A 25,867-nucleotide genomic window follows, 5' to 3' on the forward strand; every position below is an offset into this window, starting at 1 on the left:
TGTTATTTGTCTTATTCTTGCTTCAACTATTTGTTGTTCTGATATACTTCATTAGCAAGATCGACATATCCTTGTACGTTTTTACCTTCTAATTCTTGAACAAAAGTATCCCATTCGTCCATACTTCTGTCACCCACTATAAATTTCAATGTATTTTGGTTCACAGTATCTTTTAATGGCGTACTTAGTAATGATGCTTGCTCTAATTGCGTTTCATCATATCGAATTGGCGGATCTGGAAGTATAAGTTCTTTTGTTTCTTGCATAGCATTTTGGAACTCAACTTCTTCCTCACTAAACATTGAATGAAGTAACTCAGTTGGCCCACCATAAGAGAAGTTTCCTCCTGAAAAACCATAATCAATTTGAAGGTGGTCTTCCGCATCAGGGTTCATTCCACGGAACTTTATATCCTCGACTAACTGACGTTCGCCGTTTTCTTTTGTAAATGTTTCACCTTCTACACCCCACTTCGCAAATTCCAGACCTTCGTCACTATATAGTAACCAGTCTATAAATTGAAGCATTGCTTCGAAGTTTGGATCATCTTTTGCATTTGCAGAAAACATGATACCGTTTTCTAATTTAGAACCATCCATTAATTGGCCAGCAGGACCACCAGGAACAACAATTTTCTTGATTTCATAGTTGTCTTCACCTAATGTTTCGTTCATCGTTGTACGATATTGTGTTAAAGTTTGACCATTTGTGTTAATAACAAAAGATTCACCACTTGTAAATTTCTCAATCGCCTGATCATCTTCTTGTGTAACACTTTCTGGATCTAATAAACCTTTCTCAAATAAACCATTGAAATATTCTACTAAAGAACGATATTCTTCAGTCGCAGGTGAAAAAATAAACTCATCTGATTCTTCTTCATATTTCAACATGTTACCTAATCCCCAACCAGCTCTTGTATCAAAACCAGTTGCAGCAACGTTAAGCGTACTGTCAAACTTGAAACGGTCAGAGAAAGGATATAAATCTGGATATGCACCTTTCATTTTCTCTAACATTACTTCGACTTCTTCCCAAGTAGTTGGTTCTTCTATTCCAAGTTCTTCTAAAATATCCGTTCTAACAGCTAAACTATAGTCTGGCCATACATTTTCATGAATACCTGGCAACACATAATACTTACCATCACGTTGACGCAAACCTTCCAAGAATGGTTCGATTTCCCAATCTTCTACTTTTTGTTGATAGTGTGGCATCATGTCTACATAATCACTAATCGGCAAAATCGCTCCTGACGACACGAATTGTGTTTCTTCTCCGGGGTAAGTTTTAGGAATAATATAAGGTGCATCTCCACTACTAATTAACAGACTTCTTTTTTCAGTGTAATCACTATTCGGTACAGAAGTAATGTCTAAGGATACATTCGTTTTCTCCTTTAATTTATCAAAGAATAACCAATTCTCATCTAATGGATAGTTTGGATGATCATTAAAAATTGTCGTGAATGTTACTGGCTCTGTAGCTTTAAATGTGTCACCAACACCGTAATCTTCCATTGCTACACCTGAACCAGATTCACTGGATGGATCATCTCCTTCATCATCACTTGAAGATTCAGAATCATTACATGCGGCTAATACTCCGATAATCAACACTAGCATCAATGCTAGCAGCATCTTTTTCCACTGTTTTGTCATTTCACTTCCCCCTTTTCATTTTTAACCATTAATTGGTAATGTTGCATCTTTCAGCCGATAACACTTATTCCGCTTACCACCTCCTAAAAACTAAAGAAGTTTAACCTTTGACTGAACCTAACATAACACCAGACACAAAGTATTTTTGAATATAAGGATAAACCAATAGTATTGGTAAAACTGTTAAAACCATCGTTACAGATTTAATATTAGCTGAGATTTGAACTAAATTATCTGCACTTGTTGCACCAGTTCCAACTGTTGCTTCTGCACCCTTAATCATATTTCTCAGATAAATAGACACTGGAAACAACTCTTTTTCCGAAAAGAAAATGAATGCAGGGAACCATGAATTCCAATGTGTAACAGCGTAAAATAACATCATTGTTGCAAGAATTGGCTTAGATAGTGGTAGTACAATTTTAAAGAGAATTCCAAATGTACTAGATCCATCCATAATTGCCGCTTCCTCTAATTCATCCGGAATGTTTTGGAAGAAAGTTCTCATAATCAACATATTAAAAATACTAATTGCATTTGGAATAACAATAGCCCAAATACTATTTCCAAATCCTAAAGATGTTACAAGCACATAGTTTGGAATTAAACCACCGTTAAAAAACATCGTAAACACAAAGAATAAAGTTAAAAACTTCTTACCTTTTAGCCTCTTATTAGCTAACGGATACGCTATCATTGTTGATAAAATGAGTGATATTAAAGTACCAATCACAGTATAAATCACAGTATTTTTATAGTTAATCCAGAACATATTGTCAGACATAATTACTTTATATGTTTCAATATTAAATCCTTTCGGCCATAAGGTTACTTCACCAGCGTTAATATAGGATTCCGAACTAAAGGATTGTGCAACAATATTTAAAAAAGGAAATAATGTTGCAAAAACAATAAATATTAAAATGGTCACATTAAACACTTTGAAAATTTTATATTTCCATGATTCTTTCATGATTTTTACCTCCCTACCACAAACTGTTATCAGTAATTCTATAAGATAGATAATTCGCACCTAATACGAGTACTAATCCTATTACAGATTCAAACAAACCAATTGCAGTACCGTAACTAAAACTTCCAGATTCAAGACCTACACGGTATACGTAAGTAGCAATTACGTCTCCTGTTTCATATGTTAACGGGTTATAAAGCAATAAGACTTTCTCAAAACCTATTTGAAGGAAATTACCAATATTCAAAATAAGAAGGACGACAATAGTTGGTAAAATTCCCGGTAAAGTAATGTGAATAGTTTGTTTCCATCTATTTGCTCCATCAATTCTAGCTGCCTCATATAGTTCTTCGTTGATACCTGTTAGTGCTGCAAGATAAAGTATTGCTCCCCATCCTAATGATTGCCATAAGTCAACACTTACAAATACAGTTCTAAACCATTCAGGCATTTGCATAAAACTAATTTTTTCGAATCCTAAGTTTGCTATCATACTGTTAATTGGTCCATTTAATGCTAAGAATTCAAATACCATACCTGCTACTACAACCACTGAGAAAAAGTGTGGTAAATAGGAGGCCGTCTGGACAAATCGTTTAAATAATTGATTTTTTAATTCGTTCAGTAATAATGCAAAAATAATTGGAGCCGGAAAGGTGATTACTAATAATAAAAAAGCTAAGATAAATGTATTAGCGAAAACAGTATAAAAGGTAGGATCATTCAGAAACATTTTAAAATACTGCAATCCTACCCATTCTTCCCCCATAATACTTCCACCAGGTATAAATCTTCTAAAAGCGATAATATTACCAAACATTGGACCATATTTAAAAATGATTAAGTAGATAACCGGTAATAAAATCAGTGAATAAAGTTGCCAATCCTTCCTTATACTAGTCCATAATTCATTCTTGGAAATTTTAAGTTCCTTTACCTTTTTAGCTGCTTCCATACTATTTCCCCCTTCTGCATCTATCTCTAATGACAAAACCTTTATATGTAAAATATAAGAGAAAAGACGCTGCTTAATTTCTCCCCAAAAAGAAAAGGCTTACATTAGTACTCTTTTAAAACTCACGTTACAATTATTCCATTCTTCACATCACTCTAGTATTACTAGTATGGCAGATATGACAAAATAATGCGTTAACGCTTTCAATTAACTTTGTTCATCCGTTAAATTTATTATATATCGGCTAACCGTATTTGTCAATATACTAGAATGGTAGTATTTTATTATTTGAGGAATTAAAAATCTACACATAAAAAAACTAACGATAGAACTAGAATAACTAGCGACATCGTTAGCTTGATCCATCCAAAAATATAAAATAAAGCATCGAATTTAATTACAAATAAACTTTTTCCCTTTTTTTCGCACTTTCTACAGCCGCGAAAACCATTTTCATACTATGAATATTATCATGACAATCCGTTTCAGCATGACGGTTTTCTTCCAAAGCTAAGAACATCTCATCTAAACAGCCAGCATGTTGTTCATTTCCAGTCCATTTGTTTGAAATGGTTCTTTTTTCAGTTTCTTTGAAAAAAGCTTTTTGGTCTGGGTTCTTTACTGTTTCGGTCGTTAGGTGATCAAAGCCATCCCATTTAGCCGTTCCTCTTGTTCCAATGATATGCCAATCACCATTCCATGACGTTTGTAATCCTTCTGCTGCCCATGAACCACGGAATGTAAAAACGGAGCCATCTTCCATTTCAAATATACAAATAGCTGAAGCATTGCCGGCATACCATGAACCTTCCGGATTGTATTCATGACAATAAACAGATACAGCGTTACTATTCGAAATATACCTCGCTTGATCGAATGTATGTATTGCCATGTCAACGATTAACGGGTGTTCCATTTGCTCCCGGAAACCGCCAAAATGAGGTCCTAAATAAAAGTCTACATTTAATGTGTGAACTTTCCCTAATTCATTGTTTTCAATGAAATGACGAAGCGACCTTATTTCTTTTAGATAACGACGATTTTGCATAACACTATATGCTTTGCTTGTTCGTTCTGAGATTTGTGTAATCTCCAATCCATCCTGTAAAGATTCCGCCATTGGTTTCTCACCGAATACATTGCATCCAGCTTCAAGTGCTGTCGTGACAATTTGTTTATGAGCAGCTGGAATAGTGACATCAAAGACAAGATTTGCTTCTGTATCTTTAATGGCTGTTGCTAAATCGGTAAATATCGGTACTTGTAGCTTTCGTTGATCAGCCTTCTTCTGAGCTACTTCCTTATTGAGATCGACTAACCCAACAATGTCAGCGTTATCTCGTTGTTCTACATAGTCCAACCAAACATTCGCCATACCTCCACAACCTGCAACTATTATTTGATGTTTTGTTGTCATAGGCACACCCCTTCACACTTCATGATAACGGATTCATTTTGGAGATACTAGTAATTTGACTATAAGTTAGTCTGTTGGAGAGCTAAAGTCTTTACTTCCACAACTTCTTCTGTGTCCAGCTTTCGAATTCCCTTTCAATTGATACATTTCCCTGCCCCTTGACCTCAATCGGACACGGGACAGGATTTTTTGCACTGGTTTATACTGTTAAAATTAAGGTGTCTTTTGCTTTGATATCAGTTTTACCATGGTATGTTTCGCTTGTCAGGGCATTGATCCATTTGGAGTCACCTGTATCAAAGGTTGCTGGTTCGCTGTTGTGATTCATCACGAATAGTATCTTCTCACCGTTCTTCTCGCGAGCGATCACTTCAACCCCCTCTGCAGATGACATCTCCCCTTCTATGTTTTTATCTGCACTTATAGTATCAATCAAGTCTTGAACGAATGCTTGATCAGGACTGGACGCTATATAGTATGCTTCACCATTTCCATAGTTATTTTTCGTTAATACAGGCATTCCTTTGTAAAAGTCAGATCCATATGTTGCGAGAACTTCCGCTTCTTCTGCATGGATCAAATCAAATAAAAGATTACATTTATATTCTCCTGAAAGGGATCCAACAGTATCCTCGATGACAATTTCATTGGAATGGGATGGTTCCAATGCATCAATTTCCTCTGCCCAAATCCCCACTAACTCTCGTAATTCACCTGGATAGCCTCCTAAAGTGACAAGATCATTTTCATCGACAATACCACTGAAGAAAGTTGTCACAAAAGTACCGCCGTCTTTGACAAATTGCTTCAATCGGTCAGCATGTCCTTCCTTCACCATATATAATACAGGGGCAATCACGATATCATACTTGCTTAGATCTTCTTCAACGCTCACAATATCTACCGGAATATTACGTTGATAGAAGGCATCATAATATTTATGCACTTCTTTTACATAATCAAGTGCAATCGAAGGTCCACTTGATAATTGAATCGCCCAACGATTTTCCCAGTCAAAGACAATCGCAACACGAGCATTGACACGACTATCAATAATTTTATTCTCTAATTGGCTTAATTCCTGTCCTAATTCCGCAGACTCACGAAATACACGGGTATGTTCATGACCAACATGTTCGATAACAGCACCATGGTATTTTTCTGTAGCACCTCGTGATCGTCTCAGTTGGAAAAACATCACTGTATCAGCACCATGTGCTACCGCCTGATAACTCCATAAACGCATAACTCCCGGTCGTTTTAATGCATTGTATGGTTGCCAGTTTTGCTGGCTTGGCGTTTGTTCCATCAGCATAAATGGCTGACCACTGCGGAGCCCTCTCATTAAATCATGGGTCATTGCTGTCATACTCATTGGTGTATCAATCGTTGGATAGTTATCCCATGAAACGACATCCATCTCTTTTCCCCATTTGAAATAATCAAGTTCTGGGTACAGCCCCATTAAGTTGGTTGTTACCGGAAGATTTGGTGTATGTTTTTTTAATGCATCTCTTTCCAGTTTGTACACATCCAGTAAACTATCTGACTGGAACCGGCGATAATCAAGTGAAATACCTTGGAAATTGGTGTTTTGTCCGCCTTGCCACTCTTCGCTTAAACCATTGGGTGCAACGATCTCATCCCACTCATAAAAAGTGTGACCCCAAAAACGTGTGTTCCACGCTTTATTTACTTCTTCTAGCGTTCCATACCTTTCTTTCAACCAAACTCGGAAAGCTTTTTGACAGTTTTCGCAATAACAATAACCACCATATTCATTGGAAACATGCCAAATTAACACAGATGGGTTATCTTTGTAGCGCTCTGCCAGTTTGTCAGCGATTCGTTCTGCGTACTTCCGATATGTCGGGCTGTTTGGACAAGAGTTGTGTCTGCCACCAAATTGTCGTTTTTTTCCTTCAAAATCGACTCGACGTACATCTGGATAACGTTTCGCCATCCACGCTGGGTGTGCAGCTGTACTTGTTGCAAGACAGACATATACGCCGTTTTGATATAAACGATCGATCGTTTCATCCAGCCAGGCAAAATCATATGTATTTTCATCAGGCTGATTTAGCGCCCATGAGAATACATTAACGGTAGCCACATCTATGCCTGCTAACTTAAACATTCGCAAGTCTTCCGTAACTGTTTCCTCATCCCATTGTTCTGGATTATAGTCTCCTCCATACCATATTTTAGGTAAGTTTTCGTTGATCATTTCGTTTCCTCCTTTTATTGAATCCTTCTTTTTATTTTTATTACATTGCCCAATGTTTTAGTTCTTCGAAGGTGTTTTTATTTCGATATATATTTATTGCTTTACAGCACCCGCTACACCCTCGATAAAGTATCTTTGCATTAAGATAAAAACTATTAATACTGGTAAAAGCGAAATAGTAGCACCTGCTGCCATACCTGCCCAATCGGTTGAATATTGTCCCACAAAATTTTGCATTCCAACTGCTAATGTTCGTAACTCGGGTTTCGAAATTGTTAAAACGGTCGGAATTAAGAATGAGCTCCATGTCCAAATAAATTGCATGATCACAGTAGTTGCCATAATTGGTTTAGCTAACGGAAGCATAACCTTAAAAAAGGTTTTAACAAAGCCACATCCATCCATAATAGCCGCTTCTTCCATTTCTTTTGGTAGAGTAGCGAAATATGATGTGAATAAAAGAACAAATAGAGTATGCGCTCCCGATGATTCGGCTAAAATAATACCAAACAATGAGTTAGTGAGTCCTAATTGATCCACCAATTCGTAAAGAGGTATTATTGTATACCCTTTAGGAATAAACATTATACCTACTACAATCCCTAAAATCGTTTTTTTACCTGGAAAATCAACTCTACCTAGTGCATACCCGGTTAAAGAACATAAAAACACAACTATTATCACTGTTGCAACAGTCATGATGACTGTATTTAAAAAGTAAGCACTAAAATTTGCGTCGATCCATGCTCTAGAATAATTTTCCCAGTTAAATCCATCTGGTATTGGGTTACCTGAAATCATAAACTCTGTATTCGTTTTCAAAGAACCGAGTATCATCCATATAAATGGAAATATCCATATTAAACCAATAAAGATAAGAATCATATGAATTAATATTTTAATTAGTTTACTTGAAATAATCATTTTCTCATTCTTCTCCTTTCCTTATCTACTTGCTTCTTTTTTTTCTCTTTTTTGGTAATACATTGTTATCAACCCAAAAATACCACTTATTAGTAAGGTGAACATGCCTAACATGACACCTGCAGCTGAAGCATAACCCATTCTAGTAGTAGAACCAGTCATTCCTCCTCCAAATGCATAATTAAACACATATAAATCTAATGTTTCCGTTGTATGATATGGATTACCGTTAGTTAGTGTTTTCACCAAATCAAACGCATTCATTCCGCTTACTACTGAAAGAAGAAGAATTACCAATAATATTGGCTTTAATAACGGAAGGGTTATATGATACAGTGTTTTCCAAAAACCGGCTCCATCCAACTGTGCTGATTCATATAATTCTGCAGGAATAGATTGTAATCCTGATAACCAGTAAATCATGTTTATCCCTAGGTTTTTCCACGTACCCACAACGATAAGCAGTGTCATTGCTAAAGTGGATGTATTTAACCACGGAATTGGTTTTTCAGTCAAACCAACAGACTGGATTAATTGATTAACAGACCCGTCAACACCAAAAATATTTTTCATAACAACACCAATTATAGCAGTTGTAGCTACAACTGGTATAAAATAAATGGTCCTGTAAAACGCTTTACCCTTCATATTATTAGCGTTCAAAATAATGGCCAAAACTAACGATGCTCCTACACCTAATATAGTTGTACCAAACATATAAATAATGGTAGAAACAAGAGCTCCCCAGAAGCGTGATGAGTAAAATAATTCTGTGTAATTCTCAAATCCTACGAAATCTGTTAATGGACTAGCTCCATCCCAGGAATAAAACGAGTAAACATAACTCATGACTATTGGATACAATGATAAAAGTAGGAACACAATTGCCTGGGGTAATATAAATATATATGCCCACATCTGTCTACTTTTAATACTTTTCGATAGATTGCTATTTTTTCTAGCCATACTTTTTCTCCTTTCTTCAAAATAAACAGGACGAGTTTCATAATTAAAATGCTCGTCCTATTTAGTTTTAGCAATGAATAATGTAGTTATTCTGTTGTATAAGTTTCAAACGGTACCCAATCATCAAAAACAAAATCTGATTGATTAACATCTTCAGATTTTTCAACATTCTCATCAAATACCTTTTGAGCTTCTTCTTGGGCTTTTTCAAGCTCAGTAGTCGGATCGCTAACTTCACCTTGTAAGTGTCCTGCTAAAATGGATCCAACACTATAAGATAGTCCTGCTTGGTAATTTTGAATGAAATCAATAGTTTTGTTGTTCTGTTCATAAATACTAGGTGTAGCAATACTATTTTGGGCATTTATTTCATTCAATTTATTATACTGTTCAAAAGGTGGATCACTAACTTCTATATCCATAGGAGGTTCATGAGCACCGGACTTAATAATAACTTCTTCATATCCATGTTCAATAAAATAGTTCAAGAATTTTTGTACTTCATCCCAGTGTTCCGTATTATTCGATACCATTAATCCTTCTTTAGGAACCATGTCACTATAATATGCTCCACCATCTTTTGTAGGCATAGGTGCTACTCCCCATTCTGCAAAACCTGGTCCCTCTTCTTCATTAACCAATACAGATCCAGCCCAATTTCCATCGAAATAAAAGGCAGATTTACCCGCGGCAAAATTTGCTATTGCTGTCGGTTCATCATATTCAACACTTGCAGGAGATAAAACGTTCTCATCCATTAACTGCTTAATATATTCAATCGTTTCAACATTTCCATCATTGAGGAAGTCAGGATTTCCTGTTTTGTAGTTGATTTGACGTGCAACATCAATAGATGGGTGTACATCCGGTGTAATGTTCGTTGCCATTTGATTAATAGTCATATCAGATAACCAAGTAGCTTCAGCTCCCATTATTAGTCCATACACCCCTCCGCCTGATTCATCATATATGTCTTTACCTACTTTAAGTAATTCATCCCATGTACTAGGAATTTGATCTTCTGAGATACCATATTGTTCTAAAACATTTTTATTATAGTACATTAATACAGAACTTTTACCAGAGTTAAGTGGAAGTTGGTAAATATCCTCTCCGATTGTAGTAAAGTTTTCACTCCATACACCTGGATAAAAATCCTCTTTAGCTTCTGGTGTAATTACATCATTCAAATTATGCAACAAATCTTGCTCAACCAAACTTTTCATCGATGTGACATTAGCAGTTACAAAAATATCAGGTAATTCTTCATTTTTAATGGCAGTTTGATATTGTTGATTACCAGAAGCACCTAATGTCTCGATTTCAATGTCTATTTCTGGATTCTCCTCCTCGAATTTTTGAGTAAACGCTTCAAAATCTGTACTCAATTCAGGTAATCTGTTCCAAAAAGTAAGAGTTGTTGTATCCGAATCACTACTTTCATTCGAACTACATGCAGACAGTAAACTCACACTAATTAATAATAGTAACGTCCATTTTGAAAATGATTTAATCATTATTAACCTCCTATTTTCTTTACTTAATTAATTTTATTTACAAAATAAACAATCAGATCTCTAAAATATTAAAGAGTCTTTGATCAACCAGGAAACCGGTTTCCTTTTTGGCTTAGTTCATCGATTGAACTAATTTTATAATATCACTAGATATTTAGTTTTTCAAGTTTTTTTGGTATGTAAATATCAGTAAAAAGCTCATTTCAAGGCATTAACAAAGAAATAGTGCGCCAAAATTACATCAACAAATATCTAGATAGTCATCCATTTTTACTAAATTTATTAAAAACACATTTTCCTATCACATCAATAGATAAAGCCTGATGCCACTTATGTGGTATCAGGCCCATCAGATACGATATTATTTTGTGCCCCAAAGTTCCATAACATCTAATGTTTTTTGAGTCATTAATTCATTCGCTTTTTCAATATCCATTGCTTCCAACTCTTCAATCATGGCATCCCATGATGCGTCAAAGTCTGCTGGATCACCTAAAACAGCTTGTGTAATTCGTTGTTCTGTTAAGTCATCTGCTTTTTGTTGGATGATCTCTAATTCACTTCCAGATTCAATGGTATAATTTGCTGCAGCACCATGATTAGACATACCTAAGTCTTCTTCTGGTGGAAACCAATCAGTCCAGTTTTCCATACCATATTCTGCTACAACTTCTTTTTCGGCCTCATTGAAATTATCAATAATGTTTTGTTCGGAATCAGGTGTTATTGGTTGACCACTTGAATCTACAGCACCATTCCCCCATTGTGGAAATGGATATAAATAATACCCTACACCCGTTTCTTTTGGATAGTCAGCATCCGTATTCTTACGTTCTCGGTCATCTTCTTGTAGCACTCGCTTACCATCTACCACGTCATAATTTTCGCCTTCAATTCCCCAGTTAGTTAAGATTTGTGCTTCCTCAGATGCCATCCAATCCAGGAATTCAAAAGCTTCTTCTTGGTATTCACTAGTAGATGAAATGGAAATACCCCATCCACCAGCAAAACCATAATCTTTTAGACCTTGTGATTTGTACTCCTCATTAATGGTTACCGGTAATGGTGCATATGTTTTCCATTCTTTCCCATCAGCTACAAGTGCTGCATCTGCGTCACCAATATTCCAACTTTGATCAGCAATACTTAATACACGACCAGATGAAAGCTTGGAAATATAGGTATCATATGTGTGTGTAAATGATTCAGGATCTAGTAAACCTTTATCATTCATACCATTTAACCATTTAAAATATTCTTTTAATTCTGGTAATAAGAATTTGTAAGTTGTTTCACCAGTCTCATCATTTATTGCCCATTGCCCATCATCCGGTATCCCTGCTGCAAATCCTGCTGGGTTTCCAACAGTAATTAACCAGCGCCAATCGCTGCCTAATAGGGATAATGGAATTGTTTTTTGGCCATCTATTTCTGGATACTTTTCATAATATTCCGTAATAGCATCTTCAAAATCATCTAATGTACGGATCTCTGGGTAACCTAATTCACGAAGTACATCTAATTGAACTTGGAATGTACCGCTTGTTTCCCAACGAGCTTCTTCAACACCATAAGTACCAACATTATAAATACTTGGATCATCTATAGAATTACGTAATCGATCAAGTTGATCACCATACAATTCTTTTAAGTTGTCACCTTTTTCTTCAATTAGTTCATCTAATTTAATGACACCACCAGCTTCAATTAGCTTTCCAATATCACCTTTTGCAAAAATTAAATCTGGATAGTCTCCACTTGCAATCATTAACGGAATAGATTCGTCATTCCCACCAACGGGATAGTCCATTTCCAATTTGATGCCAGTCTCTTCAGTAATTTTTTGCGCCACGGGATCGTCAAATGACTTTTCTTCCCCATCTGCATTAAAGAATGTCAATGTCAGTGGCTCATCACTTTCATTCTCTTCTGTTGCATCATCATCTTCACTGCTTGTGTCTGTATCAGAATCGTCACTACAAGCCGCTAAGAAAAGTGCTGCAAACATGAATAATAAGGATAATAATAAAATGGATAGCTTTCTCTTCATGTTTTCCCCTCCGTTTTTAATAAATTTGTATATTAATTTTTCATTAATACCTAGCTTTTAACTGCGCCTAACGTGAGCCCAGTTACAAAATATTTTTGCAAGAACGGATACACCATTAAAATAGGTACAGTTGCGATAATTGTAATCGCCATTTTAATCGATTGCGGGTTGGTCTGACCTGCAATTACTTCGGCATTCTGCGATGTAATATCTCCACTTGAAATATTTGCATTGTCTAATATCTTCATTAACTCAAACTGCAATGTTGTTAATGCCTCACTACCTCGGGCATATAAATACGTATCGAACCAGCTGTTCCACTGCATGACTGCTAGAAATAAAGCAATCGTTGCGATAACCGGTAAACATAATGGAATAATAATTTTAGTAAAGATCACAAAATCATTCGCTCCATCCATTTTGGCTGATTCTTCTAATGCAGTAGGCAGGTTATCCATAAATGATCGAATAATGATAACATTGAATGCTGAAATGAGCATCGGCCATATATAAACACCAAAATCATTAATTAATCCTAACTGGCGAATTAACATATATTCCGGAATTAAGCCACCGCTAATAAACATCGTTAATACTAGTAATAAACCTACCAAACCATTAAAAACAAAATCCCTTCTACTTAACACATAAGCAAGCATTGTACTTGCGATAATACCTGCAATGGTTCCCACTATTGTTCTTAAGATCGACATAAAGAAGGCTTGAAGTAGCTTATCGTTACTGCCAAAAATCTCTTGATAATTAGCAAATGTAAAGTCTCGGGGCCATATATGAATTCCACCCTTAGCTGTATCTACTGCATTATTTAAAGAAATCGCTAAGATGTTAAGGAATGGATATAACGTTATTACAATCATGAATAGCATAGAAATAGTCAATATTATATCAAATTTCGTCCATTTTCTTTTTTTCATCAGATAAAGCACTCCTTTCTGCTAGAATACACGTCCTTCACCAATTCGTTTAGCAAAGCCGTTACATATTAGAATGAGAATAACGCTAATAACGGATTTAAAAATCCCAATTGCGGTACCAAATGAATATCGGAACATTCCAATACCATAATCTAATGCATATAAGTCGATAACTAAGGCCTTTTCGGCGACTATATTATTACCTAACAGCATTTGTTTTTCAAAACCAATATTGATTAAGTTACCAATATTTAAAATAAGTAATACAATGATAACCGGACGAATACTTGGCAATGTAATATGCCACATTTGGCGCCATCTACTTGCGCCATCTACTTTTGCTGCTTCATAGAGCTGAGGATCAACACCAGCCATTGCTGCTAAATAAATAATTGCGTTCCATCCTGTCTCTTTCCATACATCTGCAGCTGTTACAACCCCCCAAAACATATCTGGTTGAGCCATAAAGTTAAGCGGTTTGTCTAGAATACCTGTATCCACTAACAAATTGTTGATAATTCCTTCTGGTGAAAGCATGGTGATTACAATATTCGCGACAATTACCCATGATACAAAGTGGGGTAAATAAGATATTGTTTGTGTCCATTTCTTTAAAGTTAAAAACCTAACTTCATTAAGGAGTAAGGCAAAAACAATAGCTGATAATGTACCAAATACCAGTCCTAAGATCCCCATCCCCAAGGTATTCTCTAATGCTCGATAAAACATTGGTTCATTGAAGAGATCTTTAAAATGTTTTAACCCTGCCCATTCTTGATCAAAAATACCTGATTGTGGCTTATAGTCTTGAAAAGCCATCACCCAGCCAGCAACTGGAATGTATTTAAAAATAATTAACCAAATCACAAAAGGAAATGACATTAAGAATAACGCCTTTTGTTTACTCAACCTTTGAAAGAAGCCCTTATTGCCTGGTTTTGGTGCTCGTTTCTTTCCTTTACGCGAAGAAAATCCTGGCTTCACTGGTGTTTGTAAAGGTGAGTTCGACTCAGGAAGATTCGGTTGTGATTCTGCCGCATTGTTGATTCGACTCATTTTTTCTCTCTCCTAACCTGTCAACCCTTTATTGAAAGCGTTTTTTTAAGTTACTTTTATTATATTAGAAACCGTTTTCTTAAAAAACATGACAAACGAGACATAAAAACCGGTAAAAAGGAGAGGTGGATTAGCGTGCCGGTTTCAAAACAAAGAACCCGCTTCATTTCTCGAAACAGGTTCTTTATACACGAATACTCCGAATATAGCTTGGTGAATAGAACACACTACCTTACGAGAAGTTTAGCAGAAATAACTTCTATGAGTGTGCTAAGATTTGTCAGTTATATCAAGATAATATACAAATCTCCCTTGAATCAGATGAGATTTGTCAGTTATATCAAGATAATATACAAATCTTCCTTGAATCAGATGAGATTTGTCAGTTATATCAAGATAATATACAAATCTTCCTTGAATCAGATGAGATTTGTCAGTTATATCAAGATAATGAACAAATCTTCCTTGAATCAGATGAGATTTGTCAGTTATATCAAGATAATGAACAATTCATCCTTGCATGAGCTAAGATTTGTCAGTTATATCAGGATAACCTATAAATCTCCCATATGTGAACTTAGATTAATTAGATACACTATGATTCAGCTTGTATCGTCCACTCTATCGCTTGTTGTAGCTTGTCTTTTTCGATGGTGAAGTCGATTTGGTTGCTGTTGTTTTTGATTATTGCATAGTGTGTATCCGATATTGCTCGGAATTCGATTGTATTCTCAATGGTTTCGTTGTTCTCATCTGTGATCAGATAGCTTATTATTATTTCCGGCTCCTCATCGACTTGTTGCCCATTATATACTTCATCAAAGGTCAGCCCAGCTAATTGTTTGTAATCATCCCGGAAGACTTCAGTCTCCAGTTCTTCTCCTTCACGAAAAACTGTTGTTTCTACCACATCTTCCGCAGTTTCCTCATGTTCCATTGTATAGGTTACCTGATCTTCCGGTGTCTCAATTGATAGTTCGTCTATTACTTCGAGTGAAACAATATGAACAAAATGATCAATCACATCATAGGCCTGATGACTATATGGATCCAATAAATCCGTAGGTATCGTATACACTTCTTCTTTTCCCTCAACCTTAACATAATACTGATTATCTGCCGCCGGATCACCTACTACTAGTTTCTCGTCTTTTTCTCCATTTGAAAATACAATAGAAAAGTCAGAATCCGCGAAGCCATAATCCCCTTCCCCATTAACGGTCTCTACTTGTTCGATTCCATCAACACCAACTACCATTTCCTCTGCGTTGGAAAAAGCTACACTATAAACATTTTGATATGGTTTATGCATATACCAGCCACTTATATGTGCTAATGATTCTTTCTCAGAAAAAGGAGACTCTTTACTCAACTGAATTACTTCTTTTCCATTATCTATCTTCATTTCTGTGACATCTTCTGAAGTGACCGTTAAAATCTTATTATTCAGTAACGCTACACGTTGCAGTGGTATCATTTCAACCGATGAACGATCCACCAAATAAATGGTTTCTTTTTCTTGATGTTCAACATAATATTGTTCACCTTGTTCATGCATTTGACCAACAGCAATTTTTTGTGTCTCACCTTCCTGATCAGTAAACGAAACGACCACTTTCGGAAAATTTAAATTGACATTCTTTTTATCCACTTCGACTGCTTCTCCTGTCATCTCTTCCATCGCTAACAAAAAGCTATCCATTTTGTTCGTGTCTACTTCGTTCTCTGCATCAACAACTTGCCAGCCTTGTTCCGTTTTCGTTAAAGAAGTATTCTCACTTGCCAACACGTCAATATTGGTTATCTGTTCAAATCGCTCAATGAGCTGTGTGGAATCCTCGTCCGTGTCATTTGTGTCTTGATTAGCATTCACCAATAAAAATAACAAAACGGACAGTCCAACAATACTTATGAGCACATATATTAATGTTCTGGTTTTCTTCATATTACATCCCTCTCACTTTTGTGCCAATTCTTGTTCCATCAACTTAAGCGACTTCCTCATATTAAACATGATAAAAAACGCTGCTACACTCATACAAAACCAGACGGTAATGCTAGGAGCAAAATAGTAGATAATCGCGAGCGATACCAATGTCGATATATGAAATAAAGTCGTTTTAAAGAAACGGAATATCGCATATACCGACACAATAAACAGGTTCTTTAATTTCACCTCAAACCTTGTCATAATAGGAAAAGCATAAAGCATGACAAACAGCAGGAAAATTAATAAGATCAAAAAAACCGGAGATAATACTGCAAGATATTGGCTAGCGTAATGCATATCCACAATCAAAATCGACATAATCGTCCACTGTATCAGCCAATATTTTGTCGCAATACCAAAGTTATTCTTATAATACTTCCAGAAATCCTTTGTTGGACTTAGATCACGTTTGCGAATCATTTTTCCCATAGTTGCGTATAATGCAGCAAAGGAAGGTCCTGCCGGCAATAACGCAATATAAAAAAGAATGATATTCTGCACTGACATTTCCACAAAAACAAAAGCTAGTAAAAATAACAAATTTGCCAGCATAAAGTGAATATTGGTGACGAGAAAATAATAAAAATATTGAATAGCTATATATAATGGCCTTTCTGTAACTATTTGTGCCATAGACATTCCCCTTTAAGCGTGTTGTTTCCGATGTTTTTTCTGAAACTCTTTCGGACTAACGCCTACATATTTTTTAAACTTCTTATAGAAATAATCATTATTGGAATAACCCACTTTTTCTGATACTTCATATACTTTCAAATCTTCTTCAACTAAGAAATATTTTGCCTTTTCCATTCTGACAATGTCCAGATAATGATGAAAATAATTGTCTGTTTGCTTCTTGAATTTCTTACCTAAATAAGAGCGGTTGTAATTGAACAAATCAGCTATAACTTTTAAATTTAAATCCTTATAATAAAACCTCTCGACAAACTCAATAATTTTCTCAATCGTATTTTCTGCATTACAAGCAAACCCATTAATTTCAGAAGCGGTTTTGCTTAGTTGATCCTTTAACGAAGACAACAGTTCTTGTAATGTCTGAGACGCACAGATAATACTTGCCATTTCTTCATTTGACGGTATATGAATATCTGTGTTTGCTTTAGATAATATCGTATAAATATCTTTCGTTATTTCAATTAATTCAGCCGTAATTCGTGGTGATTGATATTGTTTTGCCTGATAATATCTTTCGATTTCTTCAAAATAGCTATCTAGTTTATTATCATCTTCAAACTCAATCGAACGACATACTTCCTTCACCCAATCTTGTGCTAAACCAGACTTCTCTGCAATAAGCTTGTTATTAGATAGAATCGTTGTGTTTCCATAACTGAAGTGTAAATCTTGCAATTGTTTAATCTGGTTGACGATTTCTGGTAGTTTTTCAATGGTTGTACCTTCTTCTATAAGTTGAAACTGATGTTGTTTGGCAGCCATTAACCGGCTTGTTGATTGAAAGAACCGATTAATAGAAGCAATATCACTATTTTTAAATAAAAGATACATTACTTGATCCATCCAAAAATATTTATAAAGTCGATCCGTATCTAGCTTGCCCTCCACCCAGCTTTTTTCCGGATTCTCAATAAATGTGACACTAGCTATATGGAAAGTCTCATTCTGATCATGTTTCAACCAGCTATCACTCTTTTTTCTTCCTAGTAAAAATCCCTTCCACTCTTCATACTCTGTCATTGTCTCATACTCGTGTATTTGTGAATGCAGCAAGTTTTCACTTATACACTTTTCTTTAAGCTGTTGTATAAGTGGTATCAATTCCTCCTCATCAATTGGTTTCAACAAATAGGATTCCATCCCCAGACGAATCGATTGCTGTGCATAAGAAAAATTGGAATAACCGGATAATACGACAAATTTACATGGAAAACCTTCACTCTTCGCTTGCTTTACCATATCAATTCCACTTAAGCCTGGCATTCGAATATCAACAAACACGACATCTGGTCTTAATGTTCTTATTTTTTCTAAGCCAACTTTACCATTTTTCGCTGTTCCTACCACTTGATAACCATAATTACCCCACTCAATAATGGAAGTAAGACCCTCTCTGATCAATGGTTCATCATCTATAAACAATACCTTTAACATTCATCTACCCCCTCTCATGCTGATCGTTTTTTATTTTTGGTATTTTAAGAGTCATCGTGGTACCCAATCCTTCAATGCTGTCCATTTCAATCCCATATTTATCTCCGTAATACAGCCTTAGTCGTTGATGTACGTTGTGTAAGCCAATACGATTGCCATCAGAATAGTAATCTTCATCGTTAAGACGCTCTCTGATTTCTATTAAATTAGCTTTTGGCATGCCAGCACCATTATCTTTTACTTCAACCTGAATATATTGATCTTCTTCTTCCATCGTTATCTTAACAAACCCATCTTCTTCCTTTGGCTCTAAACCGTGGATAATTGCATTCTCTACAATGGGCTGAATCAATAAAGGAAAAATATAATAGTCTTCTACTCCATCTTCCACTTCTAATTTATAGCTGAATTTTTCACCGAAACGTAATATCTGAATTTCTAGATAATGATGCATTAGAGCAATTTCTTCCGTAATAGGTACTGGGCGATCTGTTCTTTCTAATGAGGACCGCATCATTTTACTTAACATTTTTACGATTTTTGCAACTTCCGGGTCTTGGTTTAAAATCGCCTTCATCCGAATCATCTCTAATGTATTGTAAAGAAAATGTGGATTAATTTGGCTTGCAAGCATTTTAAAATCCATTTCTTTTTGTTTGCGCTTCCATGTTTCTTCTTTAATTTTATGAATATAGACTTCATCAATGATTTTTTGGACACTCTCGGAAGTGGTTGCTAAATCTCGGTAGACCTCACTGATTTCGTCGCGCCCTTTTATATGCTTGTTAACTTGGAAATTACCTTTTGCGACTTGAAACATCGTTTGTCTTAATTGCTGAATCCGTTTATGGAAACTTCTTATGAAGATACCTATTAAAAAAATCGATACCGTCAAAGCACCAATAATCACTAAAAAACCTCGTACATAGATGGCATTTGGTTCCTTCATTACTTCATCAACGGGAATAACAGAAGATACTTGAAAACTATTATCTAATGATTTATCAGGTTGAAAGTCGTGCACATTTATTTTGACATGCTCTTCTTGAAAATCTGTATCGATAACGTAATTACCCATTTGCTCATCATCTTGAGTAAAAAAAGTGGCTTTTTCTCCAATATATTCACGCTCTGTATTATATACGATTGTTTCTTGATCTAATGTGATAAATGCTTGATATGGTTCTCCCTCTACTACTGATTTCAGCATATCCGGGGAGACATAAATAGCTAATACCCCTAATAAATCATTACTTTGACCATAGACCGCTCTTGTTAATGCTAATAATTCCTGTCCAGTCCAATAATCATCCATGTAAACCCATGATAAACGACCACTTTTGGAGACTGCTTCTTGATACCAATTTTCCTGTTTTACTATTGAGTCCGCATAAATAAAATGTGAATCCGTTATCATATCTTTGTTCATGAAAAATTGAATTGTTTCAATTTCATCATAATATTTCAGGAAATCATCAAACACCGGATAACGATTATAAGCATTGTAAATTTCTAATGTCGACTCATAATCATTTTCCAACAACTCTTTCATATTTTGATTTATATAAACCATATCCGCAATACTTATCACACGATTAAAGATAGTTTGTAATCGCAATTCAAGCTTATCCACATTCGATTCTGCTTCACTTAATGAATGATTCAATACAATATCTCTCGTACTATAGTTCAAATATGCACCAACCAAAAGAATAGGTATCGCTGTGACAATCAGGTAAATGCCTAACAATTTATGCTTTACTTTTAAATAGTCAAATAAAGACATGATTTTTTTCTTTAGAAACATTTGTTATCCCCCCTGTCACAGCACTTATTTATTTATTATCCAGGTTTTCTCTGTTCAGTTCAATACGCTCCTTCTACAAATTTATTACGAATGATACTTGTTTATTTTGCTGTAACGAAATACGCTGATGGTGTTCCTCGACTTCTGGATAAAGTGGAAAATACAGCTTTACCTCTTGATCGATTTGACTTATTATTTGTAGCTCGAGGTGTTTTGCCTCTGTATCCCACTTCAATCTGTTAATGATCATCTGGTTTGGCAGGCGGATACCTGTGATTTCTCCTTTTGGTAGGGAAGACGGAATGGCACCTAACAATGTCAACCTGCCATTACTAAAGTCCGCTAACATTTCATGAACGACTTGTGGTAAAGCCCCATTGCCATCCACATTGAACACATTCTGCTCGTTATAATGGGACATCATTAGGGACGAATAAAAGCAATTATGATCAATCAAAAGACGGAAAATATCTTCAATTAGATCATGTCTATGGAATTGGGTGGCACATAATGCAGAGTGCATTCGGCCATGTGTAGAAGTTGTATCCCCATCTTCATTTAACAACCATGCTTCTAGACGTTTATCAAATGCCGTTCTTGCCGCTTGCCACATCTCTGGGTCTGTTTCATTATTGAACTCCCTGCTTTGAAAAACAGGATACAAGTGAGAAAAATGACGATGATTATAATTTTCTCCTTTTTCCGAAGTTAACCATTCTTTTAAGGCACCATCTTCATTTACCTGATAAGCAGGCATTTTACTTCTCATTTCTCGGCATTTCTTTACCTTTTCTTGCGGATAACCTAAAATTTGATAAGCCTCACTTAAGTTGGTTAATACTTCGTTCGCTACTGCTATATCCTGTGTTGCATTATCGGCCGCTCCATTTTCTGCTGAATAAGAAGGGGTAAAACGATAGGGCCCGTCTGTATCTTCAATCAGAAAGTCCTCGTAAAACAGGACAATATCTTCTAAAAACGGCACAACTTCATGTTGTAAAAACAGCTTATCACCGGTAAAACGGTAATATTGATAATACCAATGTGCTAACCAACCGGCACCACATGTCCATAAATGTAAGGGCCATTCCTGATTCCAATGAACATGCTTACCACAGTTACTGGAGTGGATAGCTGCCATCACACCGCGTGCGCCATAGTATTTCTGTGCATTTTCACGAAAGCCTGGCATTAACTCTTTTATTAAGCCGAAATACCCTTCCAATCCTTCTAATAAATTACTGGATAGGGCAGCCGCAATCGATAGCTCAACATTGGTATCAAAGGTAAAATCCCCGCTCCATGGAGGGTCAAACGTTCCTGTCCAGATTCCTTGTAAATTTGGTGTTAATTCTCCGGCACTGCAAATATACATATAGCGACCAGCATCATACATTTTCTCCAACAAAACAGGTGTGATCTTTCCTTGCTGTTTTGCTTGTTCTACTAATGACCAGATCTGTTGTTGACGTTCTTGATCTGTCGCCAGAGTTAGCTCTACTCGTTCAAACATCTCCTGATGAATAGACACATGTTTAGCAAAAAGAGTAGGATAATCTTCAGAAGAGCTTAACGATTGTTTAATAATCTTGCGCTCTGATTTCTCCTTGTATGGCACAATCTCCATTCGAATCTGGACCGATTTTTCGCTGTTTATTTCAAAACCGACCGCCTTGGAAAGAGGTTTTACACCTTCCGCAATCACGTCAACTAACACATCATATCCAGCTTCACTATAACGATAATCAAAATGAGTATGAATCGTTTGCTGATCCATCATACTCGTTTGGCTCATTTTGGGATCTTGATAGTCTGTTAACTTTATCGTGTAATTACCTGGGCTTAGATAATGGATGATTTGATTACAGTCTTGCGAAACAAAGGTTCTTCTTACATATGACTGTTCGTTTACTTTATAGGAGACGCTAAGCTCCCCTGTCTCGTAATTGATGCTTCGTTTGTAATCCGTATATTTCTGGTGATCGGTTTCAATATGCATATGGAAACCTGGGTGTGATGGATCACTCATCGTTAATCCCTGATAGCCGAGTTCTTTCGCCTTTTGATAATAAAAGGAAATAGCTTTTTCATATCCTTGTTCTCGGATTATCTTTCGCATTTCTTCTAAGTATGGTGCCATATCTGGTAAATCATAACTATTACCTTGTGGTAAATAAAGCCGGCAATGATTGCCGATGACCGTATCATGCACTGGATCACCGAATACCATCACCCCATGACTACCATTACCGCTTACTAAAGCATCTTCCCATTTAGAAGCAGGTTGATCCGTCCAGATCCCGCGTTTAGGTAATTGGTGCAAGAAGACTCATCCTTCCATTAATTGTATTGATTGAATAGACAGCTGCTTGATTTCCAGAATGATATCGCTCGGTTCACTATTCTGTACATGCCAATCTATTATTTGATCTGTCCATTGATTCGCAGCAATTTTTTGCGTAGTGACCGGTGAGTTTTTACGGTCATTTGCATAAACACTTAACTGACCATTCTCACCTTTTACTCTTACTTTCAATTTTGCTTTTGACTGATATTGTACATTTCGAAACAGAATCCAGCCTTGTTGATCAGCTGTCACACAAGGTCTTTCCATTTCCCCTTTAGTTAACGTAATATGCTCATAATCATCATAGTTCTCTGCTGATGTTAGTTGCTCGAGGGAACGTCTAGTGATCACTTCCCCCTTAATCGTTACCGGAGCAGAAGTGAAAACAAATTGCTCACTTGATTGGCCAATATGGAAATGTACCATTCCTTGTTCCAGTACGAACTGATTTGTTCTCACATCAAATACTTTTAATTGATCCGTGTCCATCGATAATGTTATCTGTTTTTCCTGATCAGGTAATAATAAGACTTTTTCAAATGCGACCAATTGTTTATTTGCTCTCGGATAGTAGCCTCCCGTTACATCTGCGTACACCTGGACAACTTCCAATCTGTTAAAATCGCTTTGATTTTTTAAAGTGACTGATATGGATATTTTTTCATTTTCCGAGATCACATTTTTATTGATGTGTACATCCTGATAAGTAACCGTACCGTAACTTAAACCATGGCCAAATGGATACAAAATATTAGCATCGGCATATTGATAGGTACGCTTTCCTTTACGAATATCATAATCTGTTATATCAGGTAATAGATCGGCATCTCGATACCAAGTCATGCTCAATTTGCCAGAAGGATTATTGCCTCCAAATATCGTCGCAGCCAGGCTATGACCAAGTTCTTGCGATCCATGTGAACTATATATTATCGCAGGAATATGATCTTGTTCCCAGTTTATTGCAAAAGGATAGCTTCCAAACACAACTAAAACCATATTCGGATTAGCTTGATAGACTGCTTGAACCAAGCGTTGCTGATAGTCTGCCAGTTTAATATCTTGTCGATCCTCTGTTTCTTTCCCATTAATCATTGGGTGATTTCCTACGCAAACAATGGCAACATCACTTTCTTTCGCACGATCGACAGCTTCTTGTATGCCATTTTCAATAATCTTTTTCTCAAAAAGAGCAGCATCTTTTTCGTTCACCGTCACTTTATTTTGTTCTACTGTTAATGGATAACCGTTCCAGTTGTTTAATGTATATAAATCCTGATCATTAGCTCTAACACTTATTTTTTCACGATTAAACCAGTCAAAAATTTCTTCTTTTGTGGCTGAAAAGGTTGGAGCTTTTTCCATTTGCGTTAAATAATGATTCGTCTTCACACTTTTAAAGACATGCCAGCCATTTCCCCAGTCTTCATCAACTAAAGCAGCATGACTTACATCATCTTGCGTAGCGACCCAATGATTTTCTTCATTCACTCCTAAATGATTGGAAGATAACTTCGGTTTCCAAACAATGCGATCAAACCCATCATGATAGGAAATATCTACATCTGGAAGGTATTCTTTGATACCTGCTAATGGCGTTACCTTATAAGGTGGGTACCCCGTATACCAATCACGGAAAACATCATTAGCTGTTGGCCCAATAACCGCAAGCTTTTCCAGTTTATTTTTACGTAAAGGTAAAAACTCCTGGTCATTTTTTAATAATACGATTGATTCATCAGTTGCTTTCCGAGCAAGCTTACTATGCTCCTCACTACACATTACATCTAAAGGTAAGTTATGGTAGGGATTTTGACTAGGATCCTGATCAAAGTGGCCTAAACGAAAACGTACTTTTAACATCCGACGGATAGCCCGGTCCATATCTTGCGGTTCGATTAATTGTTTATCCAGTGCGTTCTTCGCTGCTTCTTCGACAATTTCTTTACGATCTACGAAACAATCAATTCCTTTTTTCAAAGCGTCTGCCAGTGCATCTTCGAATGTAGCATAATACTGATACTCTTCCACATTTAACGTCAATGCACCGCCATCACTTACAATAAAACCATCCATCTCCCATTCATTGCGGACAATTTCTTCAATTTCATGTATTTGCATGCACGGGATGCCATTGACTCCATTATAGGCAGTCATCATCGATAGCGCATTTGCTTCTTTAAATGCTGGTTCAAATGCTTTTAAATAATATTCTTTTCTATTACGCAAATCCATACTGTTCGATGTATCTTCGCGCCCTTTTTCATGATTATTACCATAAAAATGCTTCGGTGCGGCAACAAGTTTTACATAAAAGGGATCATCACCTTGCATCCCTTTAATCAATTCTTTGGACAGTTGACCAGTTAAATACGGATCTTCTCCATATGCTTCTTCTGTCCGTCCCCAACGAGGATCACGTTCCATATCAATCGTTGGTGCCCATAATGTCAGGCCAGTTTTTTCGTTTTGTAGCTGATAAAAAACTCTTGCTTCATCACCAATAACACTTCCTACTTGATGCATTAAGGGTTTATTCCATGTACTCGAAAGTCCGATCGGCTGTGGAAATACTGTCGCTTTACCGCCATTACGATCGACTACTCCATGAGCCGCTTCCCCTCCAACTGCATAAGCATTGATCCCTAATCGCGGAATCGCACTTTGCTGTGTACTCAGTAGCGATATTTTCTCACTTAACGTTAGCGCTTCCATTAATACCGATAAACGATTTTCTAATGATAAAGATGGTGACTGAATCTTTTCTACTATACTCAAAAACTCACACCTTTCCATAGATTTGGACGTGACTTTAAAGGAAATCGGTTTCCTTTCTCGCCTAATAAAGTTGTGTTAATATTAGAATCATGTTTATTATAAATAAATTAAATTAAAAAAGCAATGGCATTCCA

17 protein-coding genes are annotated in these 25,867 nt (G+C 36.2%); all 17 read right to left on the reverse strand.

Features of this window, described 5'->3' with window-relative positions; translation table 11 throughout:
• Positions 1 to 26: 26 nt before the first annotated feature.
• Positions 27 to 1,661 carry an ABC transporter substrate-binding protein gene (locus BM121_RS03650; RefSeq protein ID WP_091481319.1) on the reverse strand — a complete coding sequence of 545 codons (1,635 nt, stop codon included), beginning with the start codon at positions 1,659 to 1,661 and terminating at the stop codon, positions 27 to 29.
• Positions 1,662 to 1,761: 100 nt separating this feature from the next.
• Positions 1,762 to 2,634 (reverse strand): carbohydrate ABC transporter permease, encoded by an 873-nt coding sequence (locus tag BM121_RS03655; RefSeq protein ID WP_091481322.1) that lies wholly within the window; start codon positions 2,632 to 2,634, stop codon positions 1,762 to 1,764.
• Positions 2,635 to 2,647: 13 nt separating this feature from the next.
• On the reverse strand, positions 2,648 to 3,589 hold the full coding sequence (locus BM121_RS03660; RefSeq protein WP_091481325.1) for an ABC transporter permease: 942 nt from the start codon (positions 3,587 to 3,589) through the stop codon (positions 2,648 to 2,650).
• A 397-nt stretch (positions 3,590 to 3,986) separates the two neighbouring features.
• Entirely contained in the window at positions 3,987 to 5,006 is a 1,020-nt protein-coding gene (locus tag BM121_RS03665; protein ID WP_091481327.1) for a Gfo/Idh/MocA family protein, read from the reverse strand.
• Between the two features lie 199 nt (positions 5,007 to 5,205).
• Positions 5,206 to 7,233, reverse strand: a complete 2,028-nt coding sequence (locus tag BM121_RS03670) for a beta-galactosidase (protein ID WP_091481330.1) — start codon at positions 7,231 to 7,233, stop codon at positions 5,206 to 5,208.
• A gap of 93 nt (positions 7,234 to 7,326) precedes the next feature.
• Positions 7,327 to 8,157 (reverse strand): carbohydrate ABC transporter permease, encoded by an 831-nt coding sequence (locus tag BM121_RS03675; RefSeq protein ID WP_091481333.1) that lies wholly within the window; start codon positions 8,155 to 8,157, stop codon positions 7,327 to 7,329.
• Between the two features lie 21 nt (positions 8,158 to 8,178).
• Positions 8,179 to 9,123: a carbohydrate ABC transporter permease gene (locus tag BM121_RS03680; protein ID WP_091481335.1), complete on the reverse strand. Its 945-nt coding sequence runs from the start codon at positions 9,121 to 9,123 to the stop codon at positions 8,179 to 8,181.
• Between the two features lie 86 nt (positions 9,124 to 9,209).
• Positions 9,210 to 10,640, reverse strand: coding sequence for an ABC transporter substrate-binding protein (locus BM121_RS03685; protein WP_091481338.1), 1,431 nt, complete (start codon positions 10,638 to 10,640; stop codon positions 9,210 to 9,212).
• Between the two features lie 361 nt (positions 10,641 to 11,001).
• A complete protein-coding gene (locus BM121_RS03690; protein WP_091481341.1) occupies positions 11,002 to 12,690 on the reverse strand; it encodes an ABC transporter substrate-binding protein in 1,689 nt (562 codons plus the stop codon).
• Positions 12,691 to 12,740: 50 nt separating this feature from the next.
• Positions 12,741 to 13,625: a carbohydrate ABC transporter permease gene (locus BM121_RS03695; protein WP_091481343.1), complete on the reverse strand. Its 885-nt coding sequence runs from the start codon at positions 13,623 to 13,625 to the stop codon at positions 12,741 to 12,743.
• Positions 13,626 to 13,646: 21 nt separating this feature from the next.
• A complete protein-coding gene (locus tag BM121_RS03700) occupies positions 13,647 to 14,681 on the reverse strand; it encodes an ABC transporter permease (protein WP_091481346.1) in 1,035 nt (344 codons plus the stop codon).
• A 595-nt stretch (positions 14,682 to 15,276) separates the two neighbouring features.
• Positions 15,277 to 16,626 carry a DUF4340 domain-containing protein gene (locus BM121_RS03705; protein ID WP_091481347.1) on the reverse strand — a complete coding sequence of 450 codons (1,350 nt, stop codon included), beginning with the start codon at positions 16,624 to 16,626 and terminating at the stop codon, positions 15,277 to 15,279.
• A gap of 12 nt (positions 16,627 to 16,638) precedes the next feature.
• Entirely contained in the window at positions 16,639 to 17,304 is a 666-nt protein-coding gene (locus BM121_RS03710) for a YesL family protein (protein WP_091481350.1), read from the reverse strand.
• Between the two features lie 12 nt (positions 17,305 to 17,316).
• On the reverse strand, positions 17,317 to 18,801 hold the full coding sequence (locus tag BM121_RS03715) for a response regulator transcription factor (RefSeq protein ID WP_091481353.1): 1,485 nt from the start codon (positions 18,799 to 18,801) through the stop codon (positions 17,317 to 17,319).
• Between the two features lie 4 nt (positions 18,802 to 18,805).
• The gene (locus BM121_RS03720; RefSeq protein ID WP_091481355.1) at positions 18,806 to 20,608 is read right to left on the reverse strand and encodes a cache domain-containing sensor histidine kinase; all 1,803 of its coding nucleotides are present in this window, start codon (positions 20,606 to 20,608) and stop codon (positions 18,806 to 18,808) included.
• Between the two features lie 73 nt (positions 20,609 to 20,681).
• Positions 20,682 to 22,931 carry a glycosyl hydrolase family 95 catalytic domain-containing protein gene (locus BM121_RS03725; RefSeq protein WP_091481358.1) on the reverse strand — a complete coding sequence of 750 codons (2,250 nt, stop codon included), beginning with the start codon at positions 22,929 to 22,931 and terminating at the stop codon, positions 20,682 to 20,684.
• A gap of 6 nt (positions 22,932 to 22,937) precedes the next feature.
• On the reverse strand, positions 22,938 to 25,733 hold the full coding sequence (locus BM121_RS03730; RefSeq protein ID WP_175495314.1) for a glycoside hydrolase family 3 protein: 2,796 nt from the start codon (positions 25,731 to 25,733) through the stop codon (positions 22,938 to 22,940).
• Positions 25,734 to 25,867: the final 134 nt, after the last annotated feature.

It is taken from the genome of Gracilibacillus orientalis (assembly GCF_900114645.1).
Lineage (GTDB): Bacteria > Bacillota > Bacilli > Bacillales > Amphibacillaceae > Gracilibacillus > Gracilibacillus orientalis.